The 19,966-nt window shown below is 35.0% G+C and carries 22 protein-coding genes; 1 reads left to right on the forward strand and 21 read right to left on the reverse strand.

Annotated elements, in window-relative coordinates; all coding sequences use genetic code 11:
* Nucleotides 1-14 precede the first annotated feature (14 nt).
* From C5Q98_RS06150 to C5Q98_RS06250, 21 genes are all read right to left on the reverse strand, one after another.
* A complete protein-coding gene (locus tag C5Q98_RS06150; protein WP_106012767.1) occupies nucleotides 15-1,928 on the reverse strand; it encodes a THO complex subunit 7 family protein in 1,914 nt (637 codons plus the stop codon).
* A gap of 11 nt (nucleotides 1,929-1,939) precedes the next feature.
* Nucleotides 1,940-2,293: a hypothetical protein gene (locus C5Q98_RS06155; protein WP_106012768.1), complete on the reverse strand. Its 354-nt coding sequence runs from the start codon at nucleotides 2,291-2,293 to the stop codon at nucleotides 1,940-1,942.
* A 13-nt stretch (nucleotides 2,294-2,306) separates the two neighbouring features.
* Nucleotides 2,307-5,339: a phage tail family protein gene (locus tag C5Q98_RS06160; RefSeq protein WP_106012769.1), complete on the reverse strand. Its 3,033-nt coding sequence runs from the start codon at nucleotides 5,337-5,339 to the stop codon at nucleotides 2,307-2,309.
* Between the two features lie 14 nt (nucleotides 5,340-5,353).
* Nucleotides 5,354-5,746 carry a Gp15 family bacteriophage protein gene (locus tag C5Q98_RS06165; protein ID WP_106012770.1) on the reverse strand — a complete coding sequence of 131 codons (393 nt, stop codon included), beginning with the start codon at nucleotides 5,744-5,746 and terminating at the stop codon, nucleotides 5,354-5,356.
* Nucleotides 5,697-6,041, reverse strand: a complete 345-nt coding sequence (locus C5Q98_RS06170; protein WP_106012771.1) for a hypothetical protein — start codon at nucleotides 6,039-6,041, stop codon at nucleotides 5,697-5,699. The genes C5Q98_RS06165 and C5Q98_RS06170 overlap by 50 nt, the downstream gene beginning before the upstream one ends.
* A 71-nt stretch (nucleotides 6,042-6,112) precedes the next feature.
* Nucleotides 6,113-6,580, reverse strand: coding sequence for a phage tail tube protein (locus C5Q98_RS06175; RefSeq protein ID WP_106012772.1), 468 nt, complete (start codon nucleotides 6,578-6,580; stop codon nucleotides 6,113-6,115).
* Between the two features lie 15 nt (nucleotides 6,581-6,595).
* Complete coding sequence (locus C5Q98_RS06180; protein WP_106012773.1) at nucleotides 6,596-6,979, reverse strand: phage tail terminator protein; 384 nt, start codon at nucleotides 6,977-6,979, stop codon at nucleotides 6,596-6,598.
* Nucleotides 6,979-7,350: a hypothetical protein gene (locus tag C5Q98_RS06185; RefSeq protein ID WP_106012774.1), complete on the reverse strand. Its 372-nt coding sequence runs from the start codon at nucleotides 7,348-7,350 to the stop codon at nucleotides 6,979-6,981. Before C5Q98_RS06185 ends, C5Q98_RS06180 begins: the two co-directional genes overlap by 1 nt.
* Nucleotides 7,351-7,686, reverse strand: a complete 336-nt coding sequence (locus C5Q98_RS06190; protein WP_106012775.1) for a hypothetical protein — start codon at nucleotides 7,684-7,686, stop codon at nucleotides 7,351-7,353.
* Nucleotides 7,683-8,060 carry a head-tail connector protein gene (locus C5Q98_RS06195; protein WP_106012776.1) on the reverse strand — a complete coding sequence of 126 codons (378 nt, stop codon included), beginning with the start codon at nucleotides 8,058-8,060 and terminating at the stop codon, nucleotides 7,683-7,685. Before C5Q98_RS06195 ends, C5Q98_RS06190 begins: the two co-directional genes overlap by 4 nt.
* 20 nt (nucleotides 8,061-8,080) lie before the next feature.
* Nucleotides 8,081-8,287: a hypothetical protein gene (locus C5Q98_RS06200; protein ID WP_106012777.1), complete on the reverse strand. Its 207-nt coding sequence runs from the start codon at nucleotides 8,285-8,287 to the stop codon at nucleotides 8,081-8,083.
* A gap of 11 nt (nucleotides 8,288-8,298) precedes the next feature.
* Nucleotides 8,299-9,189 carry a capsid protein gene (locus tag C5Q98_RS06205; RefSeq protein WP_106012778.1) on the reverse strand — a complete coding sequence of 297 codons (891 nt, stop codon included), beginning with the start codon at nucleotides 9,187-9,189 and terminating at the stop codon, nucleotides 8,299-8,301.
* A gap of 24 nt (nucleotides 9,190-9,213) precedes the next feature.
* The gene (locus tag C5Q98_RS06210; RefSeq protein WP_106012779.1) at nucleotides 9,214-9,855 is read right to left on the reverse strand and encodes a hypothetical protein; all 642 of its coding nucleotides are present in this window, start codon (nucleotides 9,853-9,855) and stop codon (nucleotides 9,214-9,216) included.
* 377 nt (nucleotides 9,856-10,232) lie between these two features.
* Nucleotides 10,233-11,993 carry a phage minor capsid protein gene (locus C5Q98_RS06215; RefSeq protein WP_106012780.1) on the reverse strand — a complete coding sequence of 587 codons (1,761 nt, stop codon included), beginning with the start codon at nucleotides 11,991-11,993 and terminating at the stop codon, nucleotides 10,233-10,235.
* Nucleotides 11,926-13,521, reverse strand: coding sequence for a capsid protein (locus C5Q98_RS06220; RefSeq protein WP_205728426.1), 1,596 nt, complete (start codon nucleotides 13,519-13,521; stop codon nucleotides 11,926-11,928). Before C5Q98_RS06220 ends, C5Q98_RS06215 begins: the two co-directional genes overlap by 68 nt.
* A 2-nt stretch (nucleotides 13,522-13,523) precedes the next feature.
* On the reverse strand, nucleotides 13,524-14,900 hold the full coding sequence (locus tag C5Q98_RS06225) for a phage terminase large subunit (RefSeq protein WP_106013094.1): 1,377 nt from the start codon (nucleotides 14,898-14,900) through the stop codon (nucleotides 13,524-13,526).
* Nucleotides 14,884-15,432 carry a hypothetical protein gene (locus C5Q98_RS06230; RefSeq protein ID WP_158695729.1) on the reverse strand — a complete coding sequence of 183 codons (549 nt, stop codon included), beginning with the start codon at nucleotides 15,430-15,432 and terminating at the stop codon, nucleotides 14,884-14,886. The genes C5Q98_RS06225 and C5Q98_RS06230 overlap by 17 nt, the downstream gene beginning before the upstream one ends.
* A 182-nt stretch (nucleotides 15,433-15,614) precedes the next feature.
* Nucleotides 15,615-16,010 (reverse strand): hypothetical protein, encoded by a 396-nt coding sequence (locus C5Q98_RS06235; protein WP_106012782.1) that lies wholly within the window; start codon nucleotides 16,008-16,010, stop codon nucleotides 15,615-15,617.
* A 113-nt stretch (nucleotides 16,011-16,123) separates the two neighbouring features.
* Nucleotides 16,124-16,591 carry a hypothetical protein gene (locus C5Q98_RS06240; protein WP_106012783.1) on the reverse strand — a complete coding sequence of 156 codons (468 nt, stop codon included), beginning with the start codon at nucleotides 16,589-16,591 and terminating at the stop codon, nucleotides 16,124-16,126.
* A gap of 2 nt (nucleotides 16,592-16,593) precedes the next feature.
* Nucleotides 16,594-17,709, reverse strand: a complete 1,116-nt coding sequence (locus C5Q98_RS06245; protein ID WP_106012784.1) for a DUF4417 domain-containing protein — start codon at nucleotides 17,707-17,709, stop codon at nucleotides 16,594-16,596.
* Nucleotides 17,710-17,994: 285 nt separating this feature from the next.
* Nucleotides 17,995-18,465 carry a hypothetical protein gene (locus C5Q98_RS06250; protein ID WP_106012785.1) on the reverse strand — a complete coding sequence of 157 codons (471 nt, stop codon included), beginning with the start codon at nucleotides 18,463-18,465 and terminating at the stop codon, nucleotides 17,995-17,997.
* A 44-nt stretch (nucleotides 18,466-18,509) separates the two neighbouring features.
* On the opposite strand from C5Q98_RS06250, the gene C5Q98_RS06255 reads away from it, so the two are divergent.
* Nucleotides 18,510-19,613: an IS30 family transposase gene (locus C5Q98_RS06255; protein WP_106011825.1), complete on the forward strand. Its 1,104-nt coding sequence runs from the start codon at nucleotides 18,510-18,512 to the stop codon at nucleotides 19,611-19,613.
* Nucleotides 19,614-19,966 lie beyond the last annotated feature (353 nt).

A 19,966-nucleotide genomic window follows, 5' to 3' on the forward strand; every position in this document is an offset into this window, starting at 1 on the left:
ACTTCCTCACCTCCTTAATCAATCCATTTAATGCTGAATCCTCCATCAGCTGCAACTTCGAATGTGTATTTGCCTAAATTAAGATTTTGCAAAATTTGCAACGCTGAAATGTATGCTTTATCTTTACCAAAATAAGCAAGTTCAGAACCTTGAGAAACAAACGATAATTTGTCATTGTCTAGCACTAACTTAACATCGCTATCTGCTTTGCTAATGACTGGACGACCTAATGCATCAGTATTGAATGTTCGAGTAACTGCTTTCGCTAGCTCTTCAACTTCTTGCAAATTAGCCTTAGTTTCTTCTTGAGCTTGTTCTAACTCTGCCTTTGCTTCTTCTAGATTAGCGAGCTGATTGTTAATCTCGGCTTCGGTTGCTTCACTAGATAGCAAAGTCTGCTTATAAGATTCTTCTAGCTCATTAAGCTTGTTTTCTGCAGAGGATAAAGCGTTTGTACTTTCCTCTAACCTTTTCGCTAAATCCCCATTATTAGCATTCAGTTCTTCTAATAACTCATTTAAAGTTCTTTTTGAAGATTCCTCTCCAACGCTAATTTCATCAGCACTTATTTTTAAAGCGCTAAGATAATTAACTATTAGATTAGATGTTGTTGCATCATAACCTTTCCAAGTCTTACCACCATCGTTACTTACTGCAATAGCTTCGCCATTGAATTTCCATATTATTGTTGATTCGTCTTTATTCGGTTTATTGTGCCAATAGGTTATTACAGAGTTATCATCATTCTTTACTTGTGTAGAGAATGCGCCCAATGCCATACCTAAAACTTGAGTTAACTGCGTTTGAGCAAGCTCTCTATCTGTTAAATTGACATCTAGCTTTTCTTCAAAGTCAGTCAAAGCTTGAGCAAGGATCCTTTGGTTTTTGTTCCTAAAGTCATTCTCTTGCTTACTCTTACCTTCAGCTTTTAAGGTACAATTTCCACCATATTTGAAACTATGAAATGTAACTAGTCCTTTAGTTTCTCCCTGTCTAGTTTTATTTAAAATATAATCTCCAACATCAATGGCTGGATTGCCGAAGTATTTTGCATCAAATGGTATATAAGTAAATCCCTTTATCTGATTGAAGACATTATCAAGAACACGTTTCTCTTTGTCTTCAGCAAGTAGTTTTAACTCTTCTACTTCGATTGCGTAATCATCTGTTCCAAACTTTAACCGTTTATTTTTTAACCCTGTAATTACAATTTGGTCAGTTAGCTGCATATGACTAACTCTATTGCTTGTTGTTAGTTCGTGGTACTTTTCTGGATTAACACTGTCGCTACCTTTAACAGGTACAATATCCAAAACTCCATACCTATCTATTGAAGCGAATCCACCTGCCATTAATGCTATTTCTGCTAGTGCATCCCTATATGTGTAGTCTTTTTCAGGCAAGGACTTGATAACATTATCCCCATTAAGAATGCTTATCCCATTTTTTAAAGGTACGTTTGATAATCTGCATATATCTTTTAATAGTTGCAGGTTGCTAGTTGGAACATTAATTTTGCCTATATCTAACGGTCTATCAAACAGTACAAGTCTATCTGTACCTTTAAGTTCAATAATGGCATATGGTCTTGATGGCTTATCTACAATAAATATCCCCATTGGTACATATTCCACTGTGCCATCTTCTAAATAAACACCGCAATATGGTTTAATCATAGATCCTGAAAAGTCTGTGTCGTTCCATTTGCCGTCTCTATTGTTTAAAGTCAGTGTAATATCGCTGGCAGTTACGTTGCCTAGCTCAAAACCTTTGTTCATTGCTGTACTGTTGATTGTCAAACTACCTGCATCAAGGTCTTCTTTTTGAAGCTCAACTGTCTTGTTACTAAGTTCAAGGGTTACTTTAATTGCAAGCTTTCTATTCTCAGAATAAATAGCCTTGTTAAATTTAGCTGTTGTATTGAACATTTGTATCCCCTTTAATTCTCAATAATCGTTACTTCGCAATCCCAGTAAACTTTGCCAGATGTAACTGCTCTTTGTTTCCTTTTTATATTTCCATAGCAATTAGCAGTTACTACTTCGCCATCAAATAATCCTTTAAACTGAAAGCCTAATGGATTCAATGATTTTGAAATCTTTCTTACCTCTTCAGCAGTTAGCATTTTGTGCGAGAATTTCCACTTTCTTACTCCTGCTCTAATGAGGTCTAAATGGTTAACACCTGACTCATCTCTACCAGTGTTTTCGCCATATAAATCCGTTGATTCAGGTTCACATTCATCATAGTCAGGCATTTTGTTTCCGTTTATATAATAGTAATGATCTGCCATTTATTTCTCCTAACTAAAACACTGGGTTATTTCTCAATCGACCTTCCCTGTCTATTACTGATTCTATAACTCCTACAAGGTTATCTGTGCCAATGTAGATTGGTTGGGTAATATTAATTTCCCTACCTTCCCCAGAGTTAGAACCACCATTTTTACTTGCAATTTTTTCTGCTAACTGATCAATCCAGCCTGTATTACGCTCTAAAGGCATTACAGCTTCTTTTCCTGCTTCTCCGACCATCGCAACAGTTGGTTGATCAATAATTCCACCTCGAGCAAGTCTTGGTATTTGCGGAATGTTTATTCCTTTACCACCGACTAAAGGTACCCAATCAGGAATTTTAATTTTATTAAGTCCTCGAATGAATATGTTGATTGCATCGATTATAAAGTTAAGTGGTGCTTTGAATATACCTACTAAACCATTGGCAATATTTCTGAATATCTGACTTACACCTTCCCATGCTTTTCGCCAATTTCCAGTGAACACTCCTGTAATGAATTTAATAATACCTTCAAAGATGCCTTTTATATTTCCCCATATATTTTTAATATGGTTAAATAATGCATTAAAATACAACTTAACTCCCTCAAGCATGCCTTTCCAGACTGCCGTAACAGCTCCTTTAATTGCATTCCAAACAGCAAGTGTTACTACCTTGATCGCTTCCCATATTGCTTTAAAAAAGTTACTTACTGATGTCCATATTTCAACTGCTTTAGTTTTTATAAATTCCCATATAGCAATTACGTATTTGCCTACTTTATCCCAGTTCTTCCAAAGAAGAACACCAACAGCAATTAAACCACCTATAATGGCAATTGCTATAGTTACTGGACTAGTTAAGAATGCCATTGCTCCACCAAACAATTTAGTTGCAACTGTTGCTACTGTTGCAGTTCCTTTCCAAATTGCAACTAATCCGTTCCATATAGCTATAGCTCCGTTAACCAATCCCCATGCAGCAGCAAATGAACCTATAATAAGAACAAAATTTTCTATTAATGAAGCATTTTCATTGATCCAATCTGAAATACCTCGTAAGGCACTAATAATCCCATCTAATACAGAAGTTATAATTCCACCAGTCCATTCAGCAATTGGACTTAGTAAGCTATCCCAAAGCCATTCGAATGCTGGAGCTACTGCATCTATAACAGAACCGAACAAATCTAATGAGGCTGTTAGAATATCAATGAATCTTGGCACTATTTCGTTCATTGTCCATGTTCCAAGAGGAACAAGAACATTTTCATAGAACCATAACAAGCCTTCGCCTATCTTTATACTGAATTTAGACAACGCCTTCCAAAACTCTGCCAAAGAATCATTTAATTTTCCCCAATTGATATTTTGAACCATATAGGTTAAGCCATCTAAAAAGCGAGGGAATGCACTCGATAGTGCCCATAATCCCATAGGCTTAAGGAAATTATTATAAAAGTCTTGAAGTCCTCTAGCTACAAATGTTTTTAAAGGTTCTAATGAATCAACTAAACGTTTGAATGCTTGAATAGTTGGTTCTGCTGCAGCTTTAAGTTTATCTAACCAATCTAACAAAGGTTTGAACGCAGAAGTGTCAATATCAACGGTAGTAAATTGCTGTGTAGGAGATGATCCTCCTCCGCCACCACCAATATCAGGAGACCCACCGCCACTATTGCTTTTATCAGATGTATCTAATATTTCTAGTTCATCAAATCCAGCCAGAGATCGTTTATATTTTTCAACTTCTTTTGTTGCACCTTTTGCCTTTTTACCAACTGATGATAGTCCGTTACTGAAGCCAGCAGTTGATCCTGTTGCTATTTGAATAGATTTTTTACCTGCCAATGCTCCAAAGAACATTGCTATAGCATTAAAAGCTCTAGTTGCTAAATCTATGATCCATTTCAATGCAGGTGCTAAAACTTCAATTAAAGGCGCAGCCATTGCTGCAAATGACCCTTTAAGATTATCTGCACTTCTTGCAAGTGAATCCATTGTATTAGCAAAACCTTGGTTCTGTCCTGCCATAACTCTGAAAGATTCCATGCTAGCCTGAACAGCTTGCCTAATTAGCATGTAAGCACTTCTTATACCCATAAGCATGAGCCCTGTTCTTGCTGTTCTTCTTATGAGATTACCTACTCCACCCATTGAGCTTTTTAAGCGTTCTGCACCTAATACACTAGCACCAAGTGAAGAAGCTGCAATTCTGCCAAGATGTTTAAATGCATCTTTTAATCCATCAGTTTTATCTTTTGTCTCTTCTATTGGATACCCTAAATGTTTAAGTCCAGCATTTAGTCGAGCAGTTGAAATTTGACCTTCAGCAGCCATTCTTTTTAGTTCATCAACAGTCAAGCTTAGTCTTTCGCCTAGATGGTTAAAACTATACCTTAGCTCTTCTACTTGTTGAACAGGCATTGTATTAGAAGCATTCGCACCTAATCTTGATATCTCTTCATTAACTAATCTAATCTTAGTTTCTAATTGTGATACAACCTGTTCTTGGTTTAAGAATGCTGACCTTGCCTTATCAATATCTTGGTTCAAACTAGAGGCATCAAAGCCTTTCATTGAACCGCCATTCATATTTCTCCACTCTTCAGCGAGACTTTCAAGTTTGGCATCAGCTTGTTCAGAGGCTTCCCCCAAGTCTAATAACTTAGCTCGTGCGATATCTAATTGTGCGGTTAAGTTAGAAGATAAAGCTTTTAGCTCTTCTTCATTCAAGCTTCCTTTTAAAGTTGGTAGTTTTACTTGATTAATTGCCTTAACTGCTGCTTGGGTTCCTTTAGTTGCTCCATCAGCAAACCCATCAGATAGCATTTTAACTACGTTATCTGATAGATTATCAACTGCTCCTGCTACATTATTAAGTTTTTTCTCAATGCCAGATAAATCAACTGTACTAGAAGGGATTTTTACAGTTTTAAAACTAGAGCTCATTATTCTACCAGTTTCTTTACCAATCTGATCTAATTCTTTAAAGTATTGCGATGTATCGCCGACTCTTAAATCGATACTGACTGCACCAGCTGATGTAATATTTGCTGCCATTTATATCCCCCCTTCTAATTTGTATATGCTGCTTTTAATGCACTTTGTAATCCGCTTAATTGAGACTCTATGATATCTGGATTGTCTTTTATTAATCTTTTAGCTTCTTTGCTTCTCCATTCATTGCGAAGTTTCTTTTCCTTCGCTGAAAAGTTTTTTAACATGTCTTTGTCATCTTCTGATCTAATTGAAATAATTTGTCCCAGTGGTGTTTCATGATTAAGTCCAGTTAATAACGCACTGAACTCAGACCATGGCATATAAGGTTCATGCCTTAGTCTTATCCCATACTGTTGTGCAAAACTTGCTTCTATAAGATCCCAATCTTCATAGAGGTCGTACCATCTAAAGTTTTCTTTACTTGATTGATTTTGTTTGAAATCGTATAGATGACTCCATTTCTTCATAACTTAAGCCATTAATACTTGCCATTATTGCTGTGAATAATACTGTTAATTGAGTAACTGAATCTAAAATTCCAGGATGTAGCTCTACTAGTCTTGCTGTTTGATCTTCTCCAAGTAACAATCTAATTGTCTCTTCTAATTCAGTAAATCCAACTGAATTTTCTTTTTGAGATAACTGTTGAGCTTGTAAAATTATATTTTTATCGTCATTGACTTCATAAATTTCATCTTTACCAAGTTGTAGTTTTGGTTTTACAGCCTGCAATTTCTTACTAATATCAATTATGTTTGCCATTATGTTTCTCCTTCTGGTTAAATCAAAAGAGGGCTATTTAAGCCCTCTAATCTCTATTAATTTTTATTTAATTATCTTGATGGTACAGTTGGTGTACTTTCAAAGAATGTCGGTTGCCCATCGCTTTGGAACTCAAATTCCAATGGGTTAACGTCCGTTGAAGCACCACCGAATGTGCTCGTTACATTAACGACTGAGTCCATCATGAAAATTTCGCCATTTGGGAATTTAATTGCCATTGTAGTGGTTGCATCTTCGCCAGTCTTGTATGCTAATGAAGCAATGTAATCGTTACCCTTATCTCCCTCGTTTCTCTTACCACTTAGTGAGATACTGATACTCTTACCAGTCATTAAGCGGCGAGTCCAACCTTTTTGCTCCATTGGAGACCACTCTTCAACATTACCATCAATAGAAACTTCAAAAGTCTCCATATCAGCTACTTTAATTAATTTTGATATATCGTTTTTCTTTTCTGTGAGTTTTCCTTTGTCTGAAACTAAAAACTCTAAATTATGTACTGGATATACTCCTGCCATGTTTTAATCTCCTTTTTATAATTTGTAATAAACATCAAAATCTAAAACAAATTCATAATTGCCATGCTCGTCTCTATCAATGCAAACAGGTTCGCTAAAGATATCAAACCAGCAAGAATGATTACCTATTTGTTCTCGACTTGATGTTTCTATTAACTTTCTATATATGCTATACGCTTGTTTTTCAGCTTCTGTGTAGCTCCTGCCCCAATGGACTAAAAGAGTTACGCTCTTAATGTCATAACTTGCCCCACCTATCGCTTGAGGTCTTAACCTTCCCTTACGAGAATAAAGACCTATAACTTTGGGTGCATTTCTATCAATTAAACCAATGCCCCATTTCTCAACATCTGGGAATAGTGTTTTCATGTATTCTAATAAATCTTTTAAAAGTAACATTATTCTCCTAACTCCCCTCTTAAGAATGTGGAATATGAATTAACTAAAAAACTAGTTGGATCATTCTCGGGCAAATAATGGTCAAACCACCTACCACCCGCTCTGGCATTAATAGATTGGTTGAAATTAAATTGTGGGTTGAAATATAGACGTCTAGCATAAGGTGTACTAGACACAATACTTACAATTCCATCTTTTAGCTTGCTACTATCAACAAATGTACTATTGTCTTGCAACTCCCCTGTTCTAAATGGCATTACACCATCTAGTTTTAATTGTGAGAGTAACGCTTGACTAGCCTTATCAAGTGAAGCTTGTTGTGCGTTCTCTAGCTTAGTTCTAAAGCTATCGTATATTTGAAACTTTGCCATTTAAACCAACTCCAATTTTGTGTGATTAACTGTTCCATCAGGATTTCTTGGTCTTGTATAAGAAACAATACTTTTAACTGTATCGTATCCAGACACCTTGACCGTTCCAGAAACAAATTCAACTCCTGGCAAAATATCGCCTTTAACTCGAATTGTTGCTGATAGCAAAATCCATTGCCCAGTTTTGCTTTGCACTCGTTTGGATTTCTCTGAATAGTTGACTTTACCTGACCAAGTTCCTAAAACTTCATTATCGCCATCTTCGCCGATGCCGCCTAATAAAGTAATTTCAACAGGTGTTACGTCCCATGAATCTAAATAAGGTAATTGGATCATGCGAGTCTCCTATCTAGTAATCCTGTAGGCAATAGCAACTCAATTGCTTTGTCGCATAAGCCATAATGACTACCTAATACGCTGGCATTACCTTGTGGACTACTTACAGAAACATCTCCGATACTATACCCACCAACATTTGATAAAAAATCGTTAATCTCCCCATACTGGTCGATATACTCTGCTTGAGCACATGTAGCTAATTTCACTTGCCTTTTAGTAAATTCAGGCAATTCCTCAATGTTTCGTATCTTGTACATTGTTGCATTATTAATTGCTCTTGAAGCTGACTTTAAAGCATTTTCAAGTGAATCTGACGGTACGACATTACCGCCAAACTCATTCTGATAAAAATATAGATCTGCGTAACTCATACCGTCATTTTCCTCCTTGATTATTTAGCTTTTGTTTCTTTCGCTTTTGCTGCTTTTAAAGCTTCTAATTCTTCTACTACAGCATTGTATTTTTCGTATGGTACAGTTTTACCTAAACCATCAGATACTTTTTTACCGTTTTGGTAAATGTCAAAGCCTAAACCTATGTAATAAGATTTTTCTGACTCTGAAATTGTAATTACTTTGTTATCTTTGCGAGCTTCCATTACTTACCCCCTTAAGCTTGAACGTTGATCTTAACGCCATCTAATTTATTCTCGATTAAGAACAAATCGTTGTAACGTCTGTTTTGGTACAAGTAACCATCTCCTTGTGTATGTGAACCAGGTGTCCATAGGTTGATATAGCTATGTTTTACTAATGAAATAACTGCACTAGGATGTACCAAGATCATGTTAATTTGTTTTGCAGCAGATGCTGGTTTGTATCCGTCAGTAAAGTCATATACAGTCTTGAATCTGTCGCTTGGTACTGTCTTAATTGTTACTTCATCTAAGGATCTAACGCTTCTATTGATTTGGTTATCATTTGAACCGTTAACTACGATTGTTCTTGAAACTGCTTCTGCATTCTTTAATAGGGTGTGAACTGCTGCAGTAACGTATAAGATACGTCCTGATTGTGGTACACCTGCGTCGTCCATTTCTTCCATGAACTTATCAAACTCTGCTAATACGTTTTGAGCTGTCAAGGCTGTTGTATCAGCTGTTTTTGAGAATGTAGTTGTATATTCTGAGAAGATCTTTGAGAAGTTGTATGCGTCCAATTCTGGAATAGCATGTTCCTCTTCAAATGTATTTGTAATATTAGCTGCACTTACTACTTGATTTGTTTCGTCAACGTCCATTGTGTCAACAAAGAACTCAACGTCTCTATCGTGAGTTAATTTTTTAACTTCCCAATCGTTTGAAATATTCTTGCGATTAAATCCACCGTTTCTGCTGTGTTCTCCATAACCGCCTACTTTAACTCTTGGAATTCTAACTGTGTTAGTACCAATGAATGTAATACCTTTACTTGTTAAATCTGTACTTACTAATTCTTGAGCATATTTTTGCTCCAATTGTGGTACGAATTGTTCTACGTAATTAAATTTATTTTCTGACATATATTTCTCCTTCTGAAAATTGTTCTATTTTTTGTTGCCGAAGATTTTTGATAATTCATTATCTAAATCAACAGCTTTCTGGTTACTTGGGCTACCAACTCTAATGCCTTTACTTTCTTCTTGCTTAGAACTGTTTAGCCATTCTGGCAGGTCATTAGCTACTTGTTGTAATGCAGTGTTTAATGCACTTACATCGACTTTACCCTGTGCATCAACATCAACATTGCTTAAATCTGCGATTTTAATAACTTTCTCAACACGATCAGGTCTAAAGTTAAGCTTGTGAGCTTCTTCCATTGCATAAGCTCTGATTAATCTCCTGTTAGCTACCTTTAAGCCTTCTGTCTCAGCTTTTTCATACTGCTGAACCTTGTTTTGCAAAGCTGTTAAATCACTTCTTTCTTGTTCTTTAGCTGCTTCTTGCTTTGCTTTGAAATCTGCAAAAGCTTGATTTGCTTGCTCAGGTGTTAATCCTTGTTGTTTGAAATAATCAGTAATAGCTGACTTAGTCGCACGTTCGCTTCTTTTGTCTGCTATTTCGCCTGCTTTTTCAAAGTCAAGCTTCAACTCTTCCTGAGTGTTCTCTGCAACTGTGTTTTGAGTGTTTTCTTCTCCAGCTGTATTCATTTCATGCTCGCTGTTAGCATTTGCTTGTACGTCTGCCATTTATATCTCCTTCCCGTTTAACGTCCGTCGACTTGTTTTATTTCCGTTTATAGCCCGTCGGCTTTGTTTTTTTGCAAAATAAAAGGCTACTTAGTTTTTACTAAATAGCCTTGTCCTAAGGTTGCGGAGTTCCTTGTTACTCTTCGCTTTCTGGTATTATAATTTTAAATTTAAGCATAAAAAAACCACCCATTTAGAGTGGTTAATATCAATGGCTGGTGTGCTAGTCCAGCATCTCTTCGAACCTATAGCTACGGCGCTTAGCTATTAACTGTAAATCTCCCAATCCCCTATATCTGAGTGTATAAACGAAGGGAAAGCCTTTCACCAGGTATGTAGCAGCACATTCTCTACCTCATTGACAATTTAATTGTACTTTAATTTCCTTTATAAATCAACTTATATTTACTACTATCTTTGTATGCCTTTAAGCTATCTTCATTAACAATTCTTGCACTAAAAATACTGTTACTTTTTTCTGTTTTCCTACTCTTTTCATCGTTAATAATTAATAAAATTTTTCTGTTATCTTTTAAGTCTTCACTAATAAAAATTAATTGCTGCAATTCAGAATAATTTTGTCTTATATCTCTATATACTTTTGCAGGTTTTTTCATAACTTTATTCATATCTCTAAAAATAATATCTACATCATTCCTTGGCTTACCTTGCACTATATGAATAGCACGTTTAGTTGTTAATACAAAGTTCTCTTTCTTTAACTTCAATGCATTTCTTACTTTCTGGTTAGTCTTTCCTAAGTTTAATACTCCATCATCTTTTAATGGGATATTGTAATATTTTAATAGTTCCTTCTCATCATCTTTTAAGTATCTTACTGATTCATTCGACTTAGCATACAACTTAGGTTGTTTATCCAAATCAGCTTTGATTTTATCAGCGACTTCCTTAATTGCTCGCTCTGGATCATTCTTATACTTCTCGAATGGTGTAAGGTCTAGCAATCGTTCACGTTGCGGATAACGTTTCAATTGTGGGTTATCTTTTAGATGCTTTTTTAGCTTCTTTTGCCATGCAATTACATTTAACTGTGCTTTTATCTGTTCCTCTTCTGTGATTGCTATTGCTTCTTGTCTTTTAGCTCTCCTTATCTGTAACTCCAGTTGTCTTTGCTTTCTCTCGGCTTCATAGTTCGATTTTGTTTTGTCAAACTCGCTTTTTGTTGGTACTCTCGTTATTCCCTCGAAGTAAGTATTTAATGAGTGCCTGCAGTTAGGATGTAGAAATCCATCCCTCATTGCTTCGCTTAACAATTCATGTTTACCATCTGCTTTACCATGAGCAAATACATCATCGATTAATACAACCGCTTGCCATTTATAACAAATGTCGCACGTGGTCTTTAAATCTGCACTAACTACTAAGTAATTACCTGTTCTATCTCTCCAAGCACCTTCGGCTTGTAACTTAGCTCTATGTGAGCTAGTACGCAAACACATCTCAATATATGTCGATATGTTTACTCGCCTACCGTCTTTGTATTCAATTGAATTAATACCACGACTGGCAAACTCTTTGCTTGCCTTATCAACTGCCTGATCTAACGTATATGTACCAGTCTGCATTGCTATATCGACTTTTTGCAATATGTCTTTGTACTGACTGAATGAGTAATTAACTGCTGAGTATCTCGCAACATCAATATCTGATTTGTTATCTTCTATTACTTGCTTTAGCTTTTCTTTGTTGAAATTAAAAAAGCTTTCCTCTGAGTCAATAGGTTGTACGCTAAATGTCTGAGGTAAAGCCTTATCAATTGTATTTATTTTGTTTGTATCAACTTCAGTTTTAAATCTGCTGGCAAAATCAACTGGCTTTTGTTTAACTGCTTGAGGGAGCTTTTGCCATTCGCTTTCCCATTCGTTACTAGCTTCAGTATACGATCTTTCAAGCTCTTCTTCTGCTATAGGATATATTTCTTCAAATGCTATGTTAGCAAGTTCACTCAGCTCTTTCCTGTATTGGTTTAGGCTTCTTCTTTGTAATACTTGCCATTGAGTCCATTTCAGACCTTCGTCTAACTCCTCACGCATATGCCTTTTTAGATTTCTATTCGCTGAGTTTATCATCTCCAATTCTAGTTCTATCAGAAGCTTGATTATCTCGTCTATTTTCATCTTCAATATCTCCAATCATGCTATCTTCAAAACCATTCGGAGCTAAAACAGGCTCTTCTAATTCAGCAATGCCCCTCTCGCTTTTCAGTCTTAATATTTCCGCCTTTTTCCATTCGTCATCTTTAGAATCTCCCCAAAGTGTTTCAACTTGTGTTTCTACACTCATTATTTGGCTTGATGAAGCTTTACCGACTGTTTCAACTTGTGCTTCAAAGCTTGGGTTAGCATATTCAGCAAACTCAACTGTACATTCGATATCTGAAGGTGTAACACCTTGAATTACTCCTTGATAGCTCTTAATAGTTATATCAACAAGCTTTGGTAATACATCTTCTAAGATGCTGACTAAGTTTTGTCTTGTATAAAGAGTAGTTTTTTCTTTTTCTCTTTGAGCTTCTGCGTTATCTAACTTTTTAGTGTCAATTCCTAAGGTACTAGGGCTTATAATTCCCTGAAGGCACATATCCAAGTTATTTATATATGTATTGATGTATCCCTCGTATTGGATAGCTGGCTGGTCTGTGAGGATATTATTGTTGTTCTCCTCGCCCATGTTTGAATTAATGCCTATGTACTGGTTATCTAAAGTATTAATCGGTATTGCAGCACCAGTATTTGGATCTCTAGGTATCATGCTAATTGGTATGTACCTTTTAATTCGTCCAAGTCTTATAGCATCCTGCCATTGGCTAACTGTTTCATCCAACGCATCAAATGAGTCAGTCTTTGCATCAAATATTGATTTACCTCTGCCCTCATACTTCGGACTTTTATCAAATAACAGTGGAACTGCAAACATAAAATCAAAATCGCTTGATATTGTTTGAAGCCCTCTTGTTTCTTCTAATAAAGACAAGCTAACTTCTTTCTCGTCCTTATCAAATAGCCTATAAGTAACTCCAGCATTAGAATAAGTTTCTTCTAATGTATATCGTGAGTTTTTGCCTTCTATTTCTGTATAAAATCTTATAGCTTGTAATCGTCCACGCTTATATATGTACTCAATCTTATCGCCTGGATAAAACTCAATAATCGGGTATTGGCTTAAATCTGTATCAAAGCTAATTTTGAATGCACCATCTCCAATTACCAGAGTATCCTCAATCGCTTGGGTTATTAATTCTTTGAATTTGTTTTCTTCAGCTATCTCTTCCCAAATTTTTATTAGTGTAGGATCAGTATCAATCACATTGAATTCAACATCTTGCATACCACTAGCAACTATGTTCGATAAAGTATTAACCATCATTGCAGGCAAGCCTGAATGCATTTTTCGAATATTGTTGCCTTTACTTGGTCTACTTGCCCAGAACCTAGCTTTTGTAACTTGATCATTAGCTGTCTGCATAAAAAATTGCTCCAGCTCGGAAGGGTCTCCAGCGAAGAGCAATCTGTTTTTATAAGCGTTTATTTGATAGCTCGTTTGTTCTCTCAAAGTTATAGTTGAATTAATTGCGGGTTGTACTTGCAACCAGTTTCTTATCATACTTTTAAAACTATCCCCCATTCTTGTAAATACATTCGCCATTACTAAAATTGCCCCTCTCTTAATAAGTTAGGTTTGTATGGTTGTATTGAATATTCATCAGAGTCTAAACAGTCAACTGGATAGCTACCATCATCAACCCTTACCCATTCTTTTTCTTGGTATTTGTCTGTATCCCATACTGCTTGTTCATAAGCATTAAACCAAGGCTCTAATCCGACCTTTATTTTCTTTCGTCCTTGATTAATAAGTATCTGCATAAGTCTAATACGGTCTTCTATACCGTCAGCCTTATAGCTTGGTGTAACTGACATATTTCTTAAACCCTGCTGGTCTAATTCTTTTCTTAATGCTTGCCTGAATAACTTATCTGCACTATCTGAGAAAATAACGCTACTGGCAAGCTTTGGATATACAAGTGTATACGGTTTAATAAATGCGACTATCTCACGTGCATAGTCTGCGTGGTCTTTTTCTTGGTTAATACCTTGTTTGTGGTAATAACCATCAATTAATACTGTTGTTTCATAACGAGGTGTAAAGCCTGTTATTGTTGCAACAGTCGCATCCGTTCCACCAATATCAATACCAACGCTAAACTCAATAAATTTTTGCTTTTTAATCCATTCAGGAGTAACAGCAACATCTTTATATTTATAACCTGTATAAATTCTTCCTTCTGCAGTAGTTCTTAAACCTAAAATATCACGCTTGAACCATTGAGAATCTCTATCATAAGTTTTTAACGTATCCCTTAACTTCTTATCAGACAAACTCATGTTGTCAGCAATAGTCATATGAGCATAATTTAAACCATAATATTTATCTTTAGCTTGCGCTTCCATATGAGGGTCAAGAAAATCAGCATAAAACCAATGTCTTGGTGGCTTAGGGTTTAAGTCCATAAACATTTTAGGATCTTTACTCGCAATAATACGGTCTCTAGTCTCTCTTACAAAGTAAGGGTTCATTTCGTTTACTTCTGTTAGATAAACAGTACCTGGAGAGAAACCTTTGATCCTTGCTACATCTGAAATCTTTTCTCCACCAACTATTAAGACAACTTTCTCGCCTGTTTTAGTTTGGATATATAAAGCTTCTATTCCTTGATATAAACCTTCTCGGCATCGTCCTTTGTATATGAACTTAAGACCGAACCCATTACTATCGATTATGTTCATTCGGCTAGTACCTTTGGTATATCCTGCAGCTAAATGTATCTTATCTGGGTGCTTGTCAAGAACCATTGCCCATGCAACTAGATTAGTAATGTTCTTACCAGACCTCTTACCGCCCTCTAGAACGTTCAACCAAGCGATTTGGCTTCTAAGTATATAGTTAACCTGTTTATTGTTAAAACGTGCGTAAGGTATCAAATTATTGGATACAGAAAGGTCTAAATCATTAGTCGTCTTGTTCATTATCATTTCCGCCTTTGCTTGTATCCTCAAAGTAATCGCTTATCGCTCTATCTTGTACAGATTCATTGATTAAATCTGCTATTGCCAATATTTGAGCAGTGCTTTGCTCGTTGTCTTCTGGCGATACTAGGTTTCTTAGTTTCTTATTCTCTAACTCTTTACGCTCAAGCTCTAACTTATGCATTTCTCTGTCAATTGTTGCTTGGCTTCTCCATTTGTCAGGCTTCCTGTTTTGTAACCAGTAAATAGCTGCATTGACATTTCCCTTTAATGCTTGTTGTAATAGTGAGTTCTCTACTAGAGTGTCTGTGTGTGCTTTTCCTACCTCTATAGCTTTATCTATAATTGATGAACTATTTCTCCAGTTTCTAATGGTTCTTGATGATATACCAATTTCATTTGCAACTTGCTCATCAGTCATCATTAAATCTCTATAGAAATAAGTTAATAAATTCCGACCTTCAATTGTTTCGTAATAGTCTTTTTTCTTTGGCAGTTTAGGGACAATATCTTTTTTTCTCTCATTTGACAATATTAATTCCCCCTTTTCCACTTTTCTCCTTATGGTAGGAAATTTCTCCATTTTCTCCATAAAAAAAGCACCCTTTCGAGTGCTCTGTCTGTTTTCTTATCTTAAATTATAATTAGTAAGGCTCCTCTGGAGTTGCACCAGACCCTCTTAAATAAGTGTTCTCCTTCGTAAACTAGTAAGCCTTACTTATTTCTATTTTCCCATGTGGTTAAAACTCTGTCAACCATCTTACTCTCTTTATTACTTAAACTATAGGTGCCCTTCTCATCATGATTATATCCTTTATGTGTGTGTGGAATAATTCTTTCATTATTTACTGTATGTGGTCTACCAATTACATCAATTTGTTTATATCTTTTATTATTTTTATCAAAATACGTAATGTATTTAACTCTATCTTGTGAATCTATAGTTGCATACACTCTTCCTCTTGTCATTGTCTCCATAGGAGCAGTTGCAGCACTAGATAAATTGTATTTTAAAAATTTTATGTTGCCAGATTGATAAACTGATGTATATTCTGTTCCATAAATGTAATTGCTTTCACTTATACCAGTTCTAGCTCCTCTACTACCCATTTATTCCCTCTAAAAATTCTAAATATTCAAATAATTTTTCAATCTCTTTTACTGTCATTTTTCTTACCTCTCTGCCTCTTATTTTTTAAGTCACTTCTTAAATAGCAATATAATTATTTAATATGTTCATAATTAATTCCAGCTTTTTTCAATAACTTTTCTAATGTTGCTGTAGTGTTTCTTTTTCTTATTCCTTTTACATTATTATCAATTGCTAATTGTCTTAATGCTTGATTTCTAGCTAGACCTATCTCTCCATTTTTCAAGTATTTTTCATACCGTTCATCTGATTTTTTAATTTCTGCTTTAAGTTCAGAATCAGTCATCAGCTGCGATTTTGGCAACCATACGTCAAAATAACCTTCATCCATTATTCTTCTATCAAACCCATGAGTATTAACTAGGTAAGCTTTTTCAGTCTCAGCTTTAATCTGCATATCAGTAATTTTATAATCATACATATGATTTTTCTTTGTTAACCAATCAGGCACATGAATCCTACTAGTTTCTACGATAGTACCATCTTTTTTAGTAATTGAGTAAACCCTATCATTTAGACCTTTTGCACCACGTCCACCCATAATTAATCATCTACCTTCTCTTTAAATGCACTAGTATCAAAATATATTACTTTAACATTACCAAAGTCATAATCGACTCTACCGCCATAAACTACTATGCAGCTAGGCTCAAGCCTTTTTATTGCTTCATCAACTCCAGCTTTCCAAATGTCGAATGCTTCATCATCTCTTTTAACACCTATAGTTGAAATTGATACTGTCCCACCTTTTTCTATTCCATCAAAACAAAACTCAAACGTTTCTTTTTCTGCCCAGCTAAGTGTAGGTATTACTGTTATGCCTGAATCTTGTAATATCTGCCCTATCAGCCTGCTTCTGTAAACATTCCATATTTTCATTGCCATTGGCATATCCATGTAAAGGCTAAAGTCTGGTGTTAAAACACAATCAAATTCTGAAAGCAAATCAACATATTTGTATGGATCATTCCAAATTCTTTCGAACTGGTAATCATCTAAATAAAAATGAATACCTGATTCATAATCACTTGAGCTTTTAGCATAGTTGAAACCAATTAAATTATTTGGAACATGGTCAACTGCTTCAATAAATGGCATTTGATATTTTCCAACTGTTCTAGTCTGGTCATAGTCATATAGGTTATAAGTTTCAAAAGTTCTTTCTCTCTCAGCTCCGTAATAAGGTATATCCTCCTCATCATCATCTTCAGGTGTATTGTTTAAGCTGTTTTCTTGATCTTCTTGTTGGTCTAGTTCTAAATCAATCTGGTTTGTGTTTTCAAAATCAAAACTAAACTCATCCATATCAAAATTGAAGTTTGCAATTTCTTCTAGTTCAGCAGATAACATTTCGAAATCCCATTCTGCTAATTCTCCAGTTTTGTTATCAGCTAACCTGTACGCTTGTGCCTGTTCAGCTGTTAAGTCTCTTGCAATTATGCATGGCACTTCTTTTAGTTTAAGTTTCTTAGCTGCTTTTAGTCTTGTATGCCCTGCAATTACGACATAATCCTTATCTAATACTAATGGTTGTTTTACTCCAAATTCTTTAATTGAGTTTGCAACTGCTTCAACTGCGCCATCATTAAATCTCGGGTTGTTTTTGTATGGAATAATCTTTTTAGTTTCTACCATCTCAATTTTTGAATTGTTTTCCATATTCTCTAGTTCTCCATTTCTTTTAATTAAAAAGCGGAACTCGTTTTCACAAATCCCGCTTGAAGTAGTTTTGTGAACAAGTGCGAGGCTTAATTTTAAGAGGCTAGAATCTATGAAATACAAATCATAAAAATAATAGAAAGGACTTTTTGTGTACGCTTAACAACTTTTTTCACTTGTTCACGATATAAAGATACCACCATCACATCTAAGACGATTTAAGATTAATTATGATTTTTTATGATTGATTATGATTTTTTATGATTCAACTAAAGTCAAAGAAGGTCAACACAGGTCATCTAAGGCAATTTGAGATTTAGCACGTCCGTACTCTTCTAAAGCCTCCGCATGCAACTGATAAATATGGCTTGAATAGCCAATTACTCCTGCTACTATCTTTAATTCTTTATCTTCAATGTAATGTGAAATGATAATCTCTCTTAGAACAGGATCATTCATCTTTCTAACGTTGTTCATTATCTCTTTTTTAAGTTCGTCGTACTCTTCCTGATATTGATCAATCTTTTCTTGCTGTTCTACTAATTGGATTGCTTCCCAATCATAATTTCCTCTACTGCCAACTTTGGAAACTTTTGGGATAGTTGTATCAATGGCAGATACATGCCCTGCTTCTGCTCTCATTTTCTTTAATGTAATCAAATTAGTTTCAATTACATAACGTAATCTTTTAATATAATTCAGTTCATCAATTCCGGCGAGTTGTAAAATAAACTGAAATAATAAAGGCTCAAACAATCCTGTACAATGTTAATTGGAAAAACGAAACAAAGGAGGATCGTATGAGCCAATTACATTATATCAGGAAAAGAGAAGCAGGTCAGCATTTAACAATAGAAGATAGAAAGCATCTAGAGTATTTATATAATGAGAATTTGAAGCGACCTAAAAAAGATAAATTAAATCAAAAAGAGTTAGCAAAGATATTAGGCTGGAGTGAAGCAACTCTATCTAGAGAACTAAAACGCGGTAAAGTCAAACAAAAGAATTCTATGCTAGAAGAATACACAGCATATTCCTCTGTAGTAGCTCAGAAAACAGTAGAAAAAACTTGGAGTAATAAAGGACCATCTTTAAAGATTAGTAACGACCATATATTAGCCAAAATAATAGAAAACATGCTAATAGGAAAAGAGATGAATAGAATAAATAATCTTAAATTCTCTCCAGCAGCAATAACAATGTATTTTGACAGAGTTGGCTGGCCTACAGATAAAAGACTTTGTACTAGAACTATTTACAACTATGTAGAAAAAGAAGTCTTCCTAGAAGTAACAATGAAAGACCTTCCACGTAAAGGAAATAAACCTAGACAAAGAAAACGCTATATAGAAAAGCGCTTATCTCCACCAGATAAGAAGAGAATAAACCATAGACCAAAAGCTATAGAAGAGCGTACAGAGACGGGGCACTGGGAGATGGATTGTATAGAGTCTAGTAAGGGAGATAGGACTTGTTTATTGACACTTGTAGATCGATGTACAAGAGAATGCATTATTTTAAAGATAAATACGCAAAGACAAGAATCTGTAGTAAAGAAGCTTAATGCTATAGAAAGAAAACTAGGAGCAAGAGCATTTAGAGAAAAGTTTAAGAGTATAACGGTAGATAATGGAGCAGAGTTTCAAGACTGGAAAAGCATGGAAAAATCTATACATAGTGAGAAATATAGAACTAGTGTTTATTATGCGCATGCATACTCATCTTGGGAGCGAGGAAGCAATGAAAATCTAAATGGATTTATCCGATATTTTATTCCTAAAGGTACAAAACTAAAAGATATACCACAGAGAGAAATAAATAAATTAGAGGAATTTATTAATAGTTACCCAAGGAAAGTATTAGAAGGAAACAGTGCAAATAGTAAATATTTAGCCATAGCGTAAACAATTAACATTGTACAAAAAACAATTTCAGTTTATGTTGCACTTTACACAGTTCATCAATTCCAGTCATTTTTATTGCCCTTTCCAAAGCTGTACGCTAAAATGTATTTGTTAATCTTTTTTAGCCTGAACACTTTGTTTGGGCATTTTTTATTTATGAGTTTTAGAAGACCTAACTCCTAAACTAAAACCTATTATTGCAGGCACAATTCTTAACCTTATATTTCTAGTAATTAAATATTCAATTGCACTAACTACAATTAAAAGTAAGAGAAACAACACTGCTAGTGCTAATTTTTCAATTAACGAATCATTTTGATTCATGTGTATATCCTTTACTGTAACTTCTTTAA

It is taken from the genome of Fastidiosipila sanguinis, assembly GCF_002998295.1.
GTDB lineage: Bacteria > Bacillota > Clostridia > Saccharofermentanales > Fastidiosipilaceae > Fastidiosipila > Fastidiosipila sanguinis.

Coding starts and splice junctions, on each gene's coding strand:
- C5Q98_RS06170 (WP_106012771.1), bottom strand. CDS start 6,041: ATGGCAAACATAATTGATATTAGTAAGAAATTGCAGGCTGTAAAACCA.
- C5Q98_RS06240 (WP_106012783.1), bottom strand. CDS start 16,591: ATGGGTGGACGTGGTGCAAAAGGTCTAAATGATAGGGTTTACTCAATT.
- C5Q98_RS06215 (WP_106012780.1), bottom strand. CDS start 11,993: ATGAAAATAGACGAGATAATCAAGCTTCTGATAGAACTAGAATTGGAG.
- C5Q98_RS06225 (WP_106013094.1), bottom strand. CDS start 14,900: ATGAACAAGACGACTAATGATTTAGACCTTTCTGTATCCAATAATTTG.
- C5Q98_RS06175 (WP_106012772.1), bottom strand. CDS start 6,580: ATGGCAGGAGTATATCCAGTACATAATTTAGAGTTTTTAGTTTCAGAC.
- C5Q98_RS06200 (WP_106012777.1), bottom strand. CDS start 8,287: ATGGAAGCTCGCAAAGATAACAAAGTAATTACAATTTCAGAGTCAGAA.
- C5Q98_RS06255 (WP_106011825.1), top strand. CDS start 18,510: ATGAGCCAATTACATTATATCAGGAAAAGAGAAGCAGGTCAGCATTTA.
- C5Q98_RS06180 (WP_106012773.1), bottom strand. CDS start 6,979: ATGTTACTTTTAAAAGATTTATTAGAATACATGAAAACACTATTCCCA.
- C5Q98_RS06235 (WP_106012782.1), bottom strand. CDS start 16,010: ATGGGTAGTAGAGGAGCTAGAACTGGTATAAGTGAAAGCAATTACATT.
- C5Q98_RS06205 (WP_106012778.1), bottom strand. CDS start 9,189: ATGTCAGAAAATAAATTTAATTACGTAGAACAATTCGTACCACAATTG.
- C5Q98_RS06210 (WP_106012779.1), bottom strand. CDS start 9,855: ATGGCAGACGTACAAGCAAATGCTAACAGCGAGCATGAAATGAATACA.
- C5Q98_RS06160 (WP_106012769.1), bottom strand. CDS start 5,339: ATGGCAGCAAATATTACATCAGCTGGTGCAGTCAGTATCGATTTAAGA.
- C5Q98_RS06245 (WP_106012784.1), bottom strand. CDS start 17,709: ATGGAAAACAATTCAAAAATTGAGATGGTAGAAACTAAAAAGATTATT.
- C5Q98_RS06150 (WP_106012767.1), bottom strand. CDS start 1,928: ATGTTCAATACAACAGCTAAATTTAACAAGGCTATTTATTCTGAGAAT.
- C5Q98_RS06165 (WP_106012770.1), bottom strand. CDS start 5,746: ATGAAGAAATGGAGTCATCTATACGATTTCAAACAAAATCAATCAAGT.
- C5Q98_RS06185 (WP_106012774.1), bottom strand. CDS start 7,350: ATGGCAAAGTTTCAAATATACGATAGCTTTAGAACTAAGCTAGAGAAC.
- C5Q98_RS06220 (WP_205728426.1), bottom strand. CDS start 13,521: ATGGCGAATGTATTTACAAGAATGGGGGATAGTTTTAAAAGTATGATA.
- C5Q98_RS06190 (WP_106012775.1), bottom strand. CDS start 7,686: ATGATCCAATTACCTTATTTAGATTCATGGGACGTAACACCTGTTGAA.
- C5Q98_RS06195 (WP_106012776.1), bottom strand. CDS start 8,060: ATGAGTTACGCAGATCTATATTTTTATCAGAATGAGTTTGGCGGTAAT.
- C5Q98_RS06155 (WP_106012768.1), bottom strand. CDS start 2,293: ATGGCAGATCATTACTATTATATAAACGGAAACAAAATGCCTGACTAT.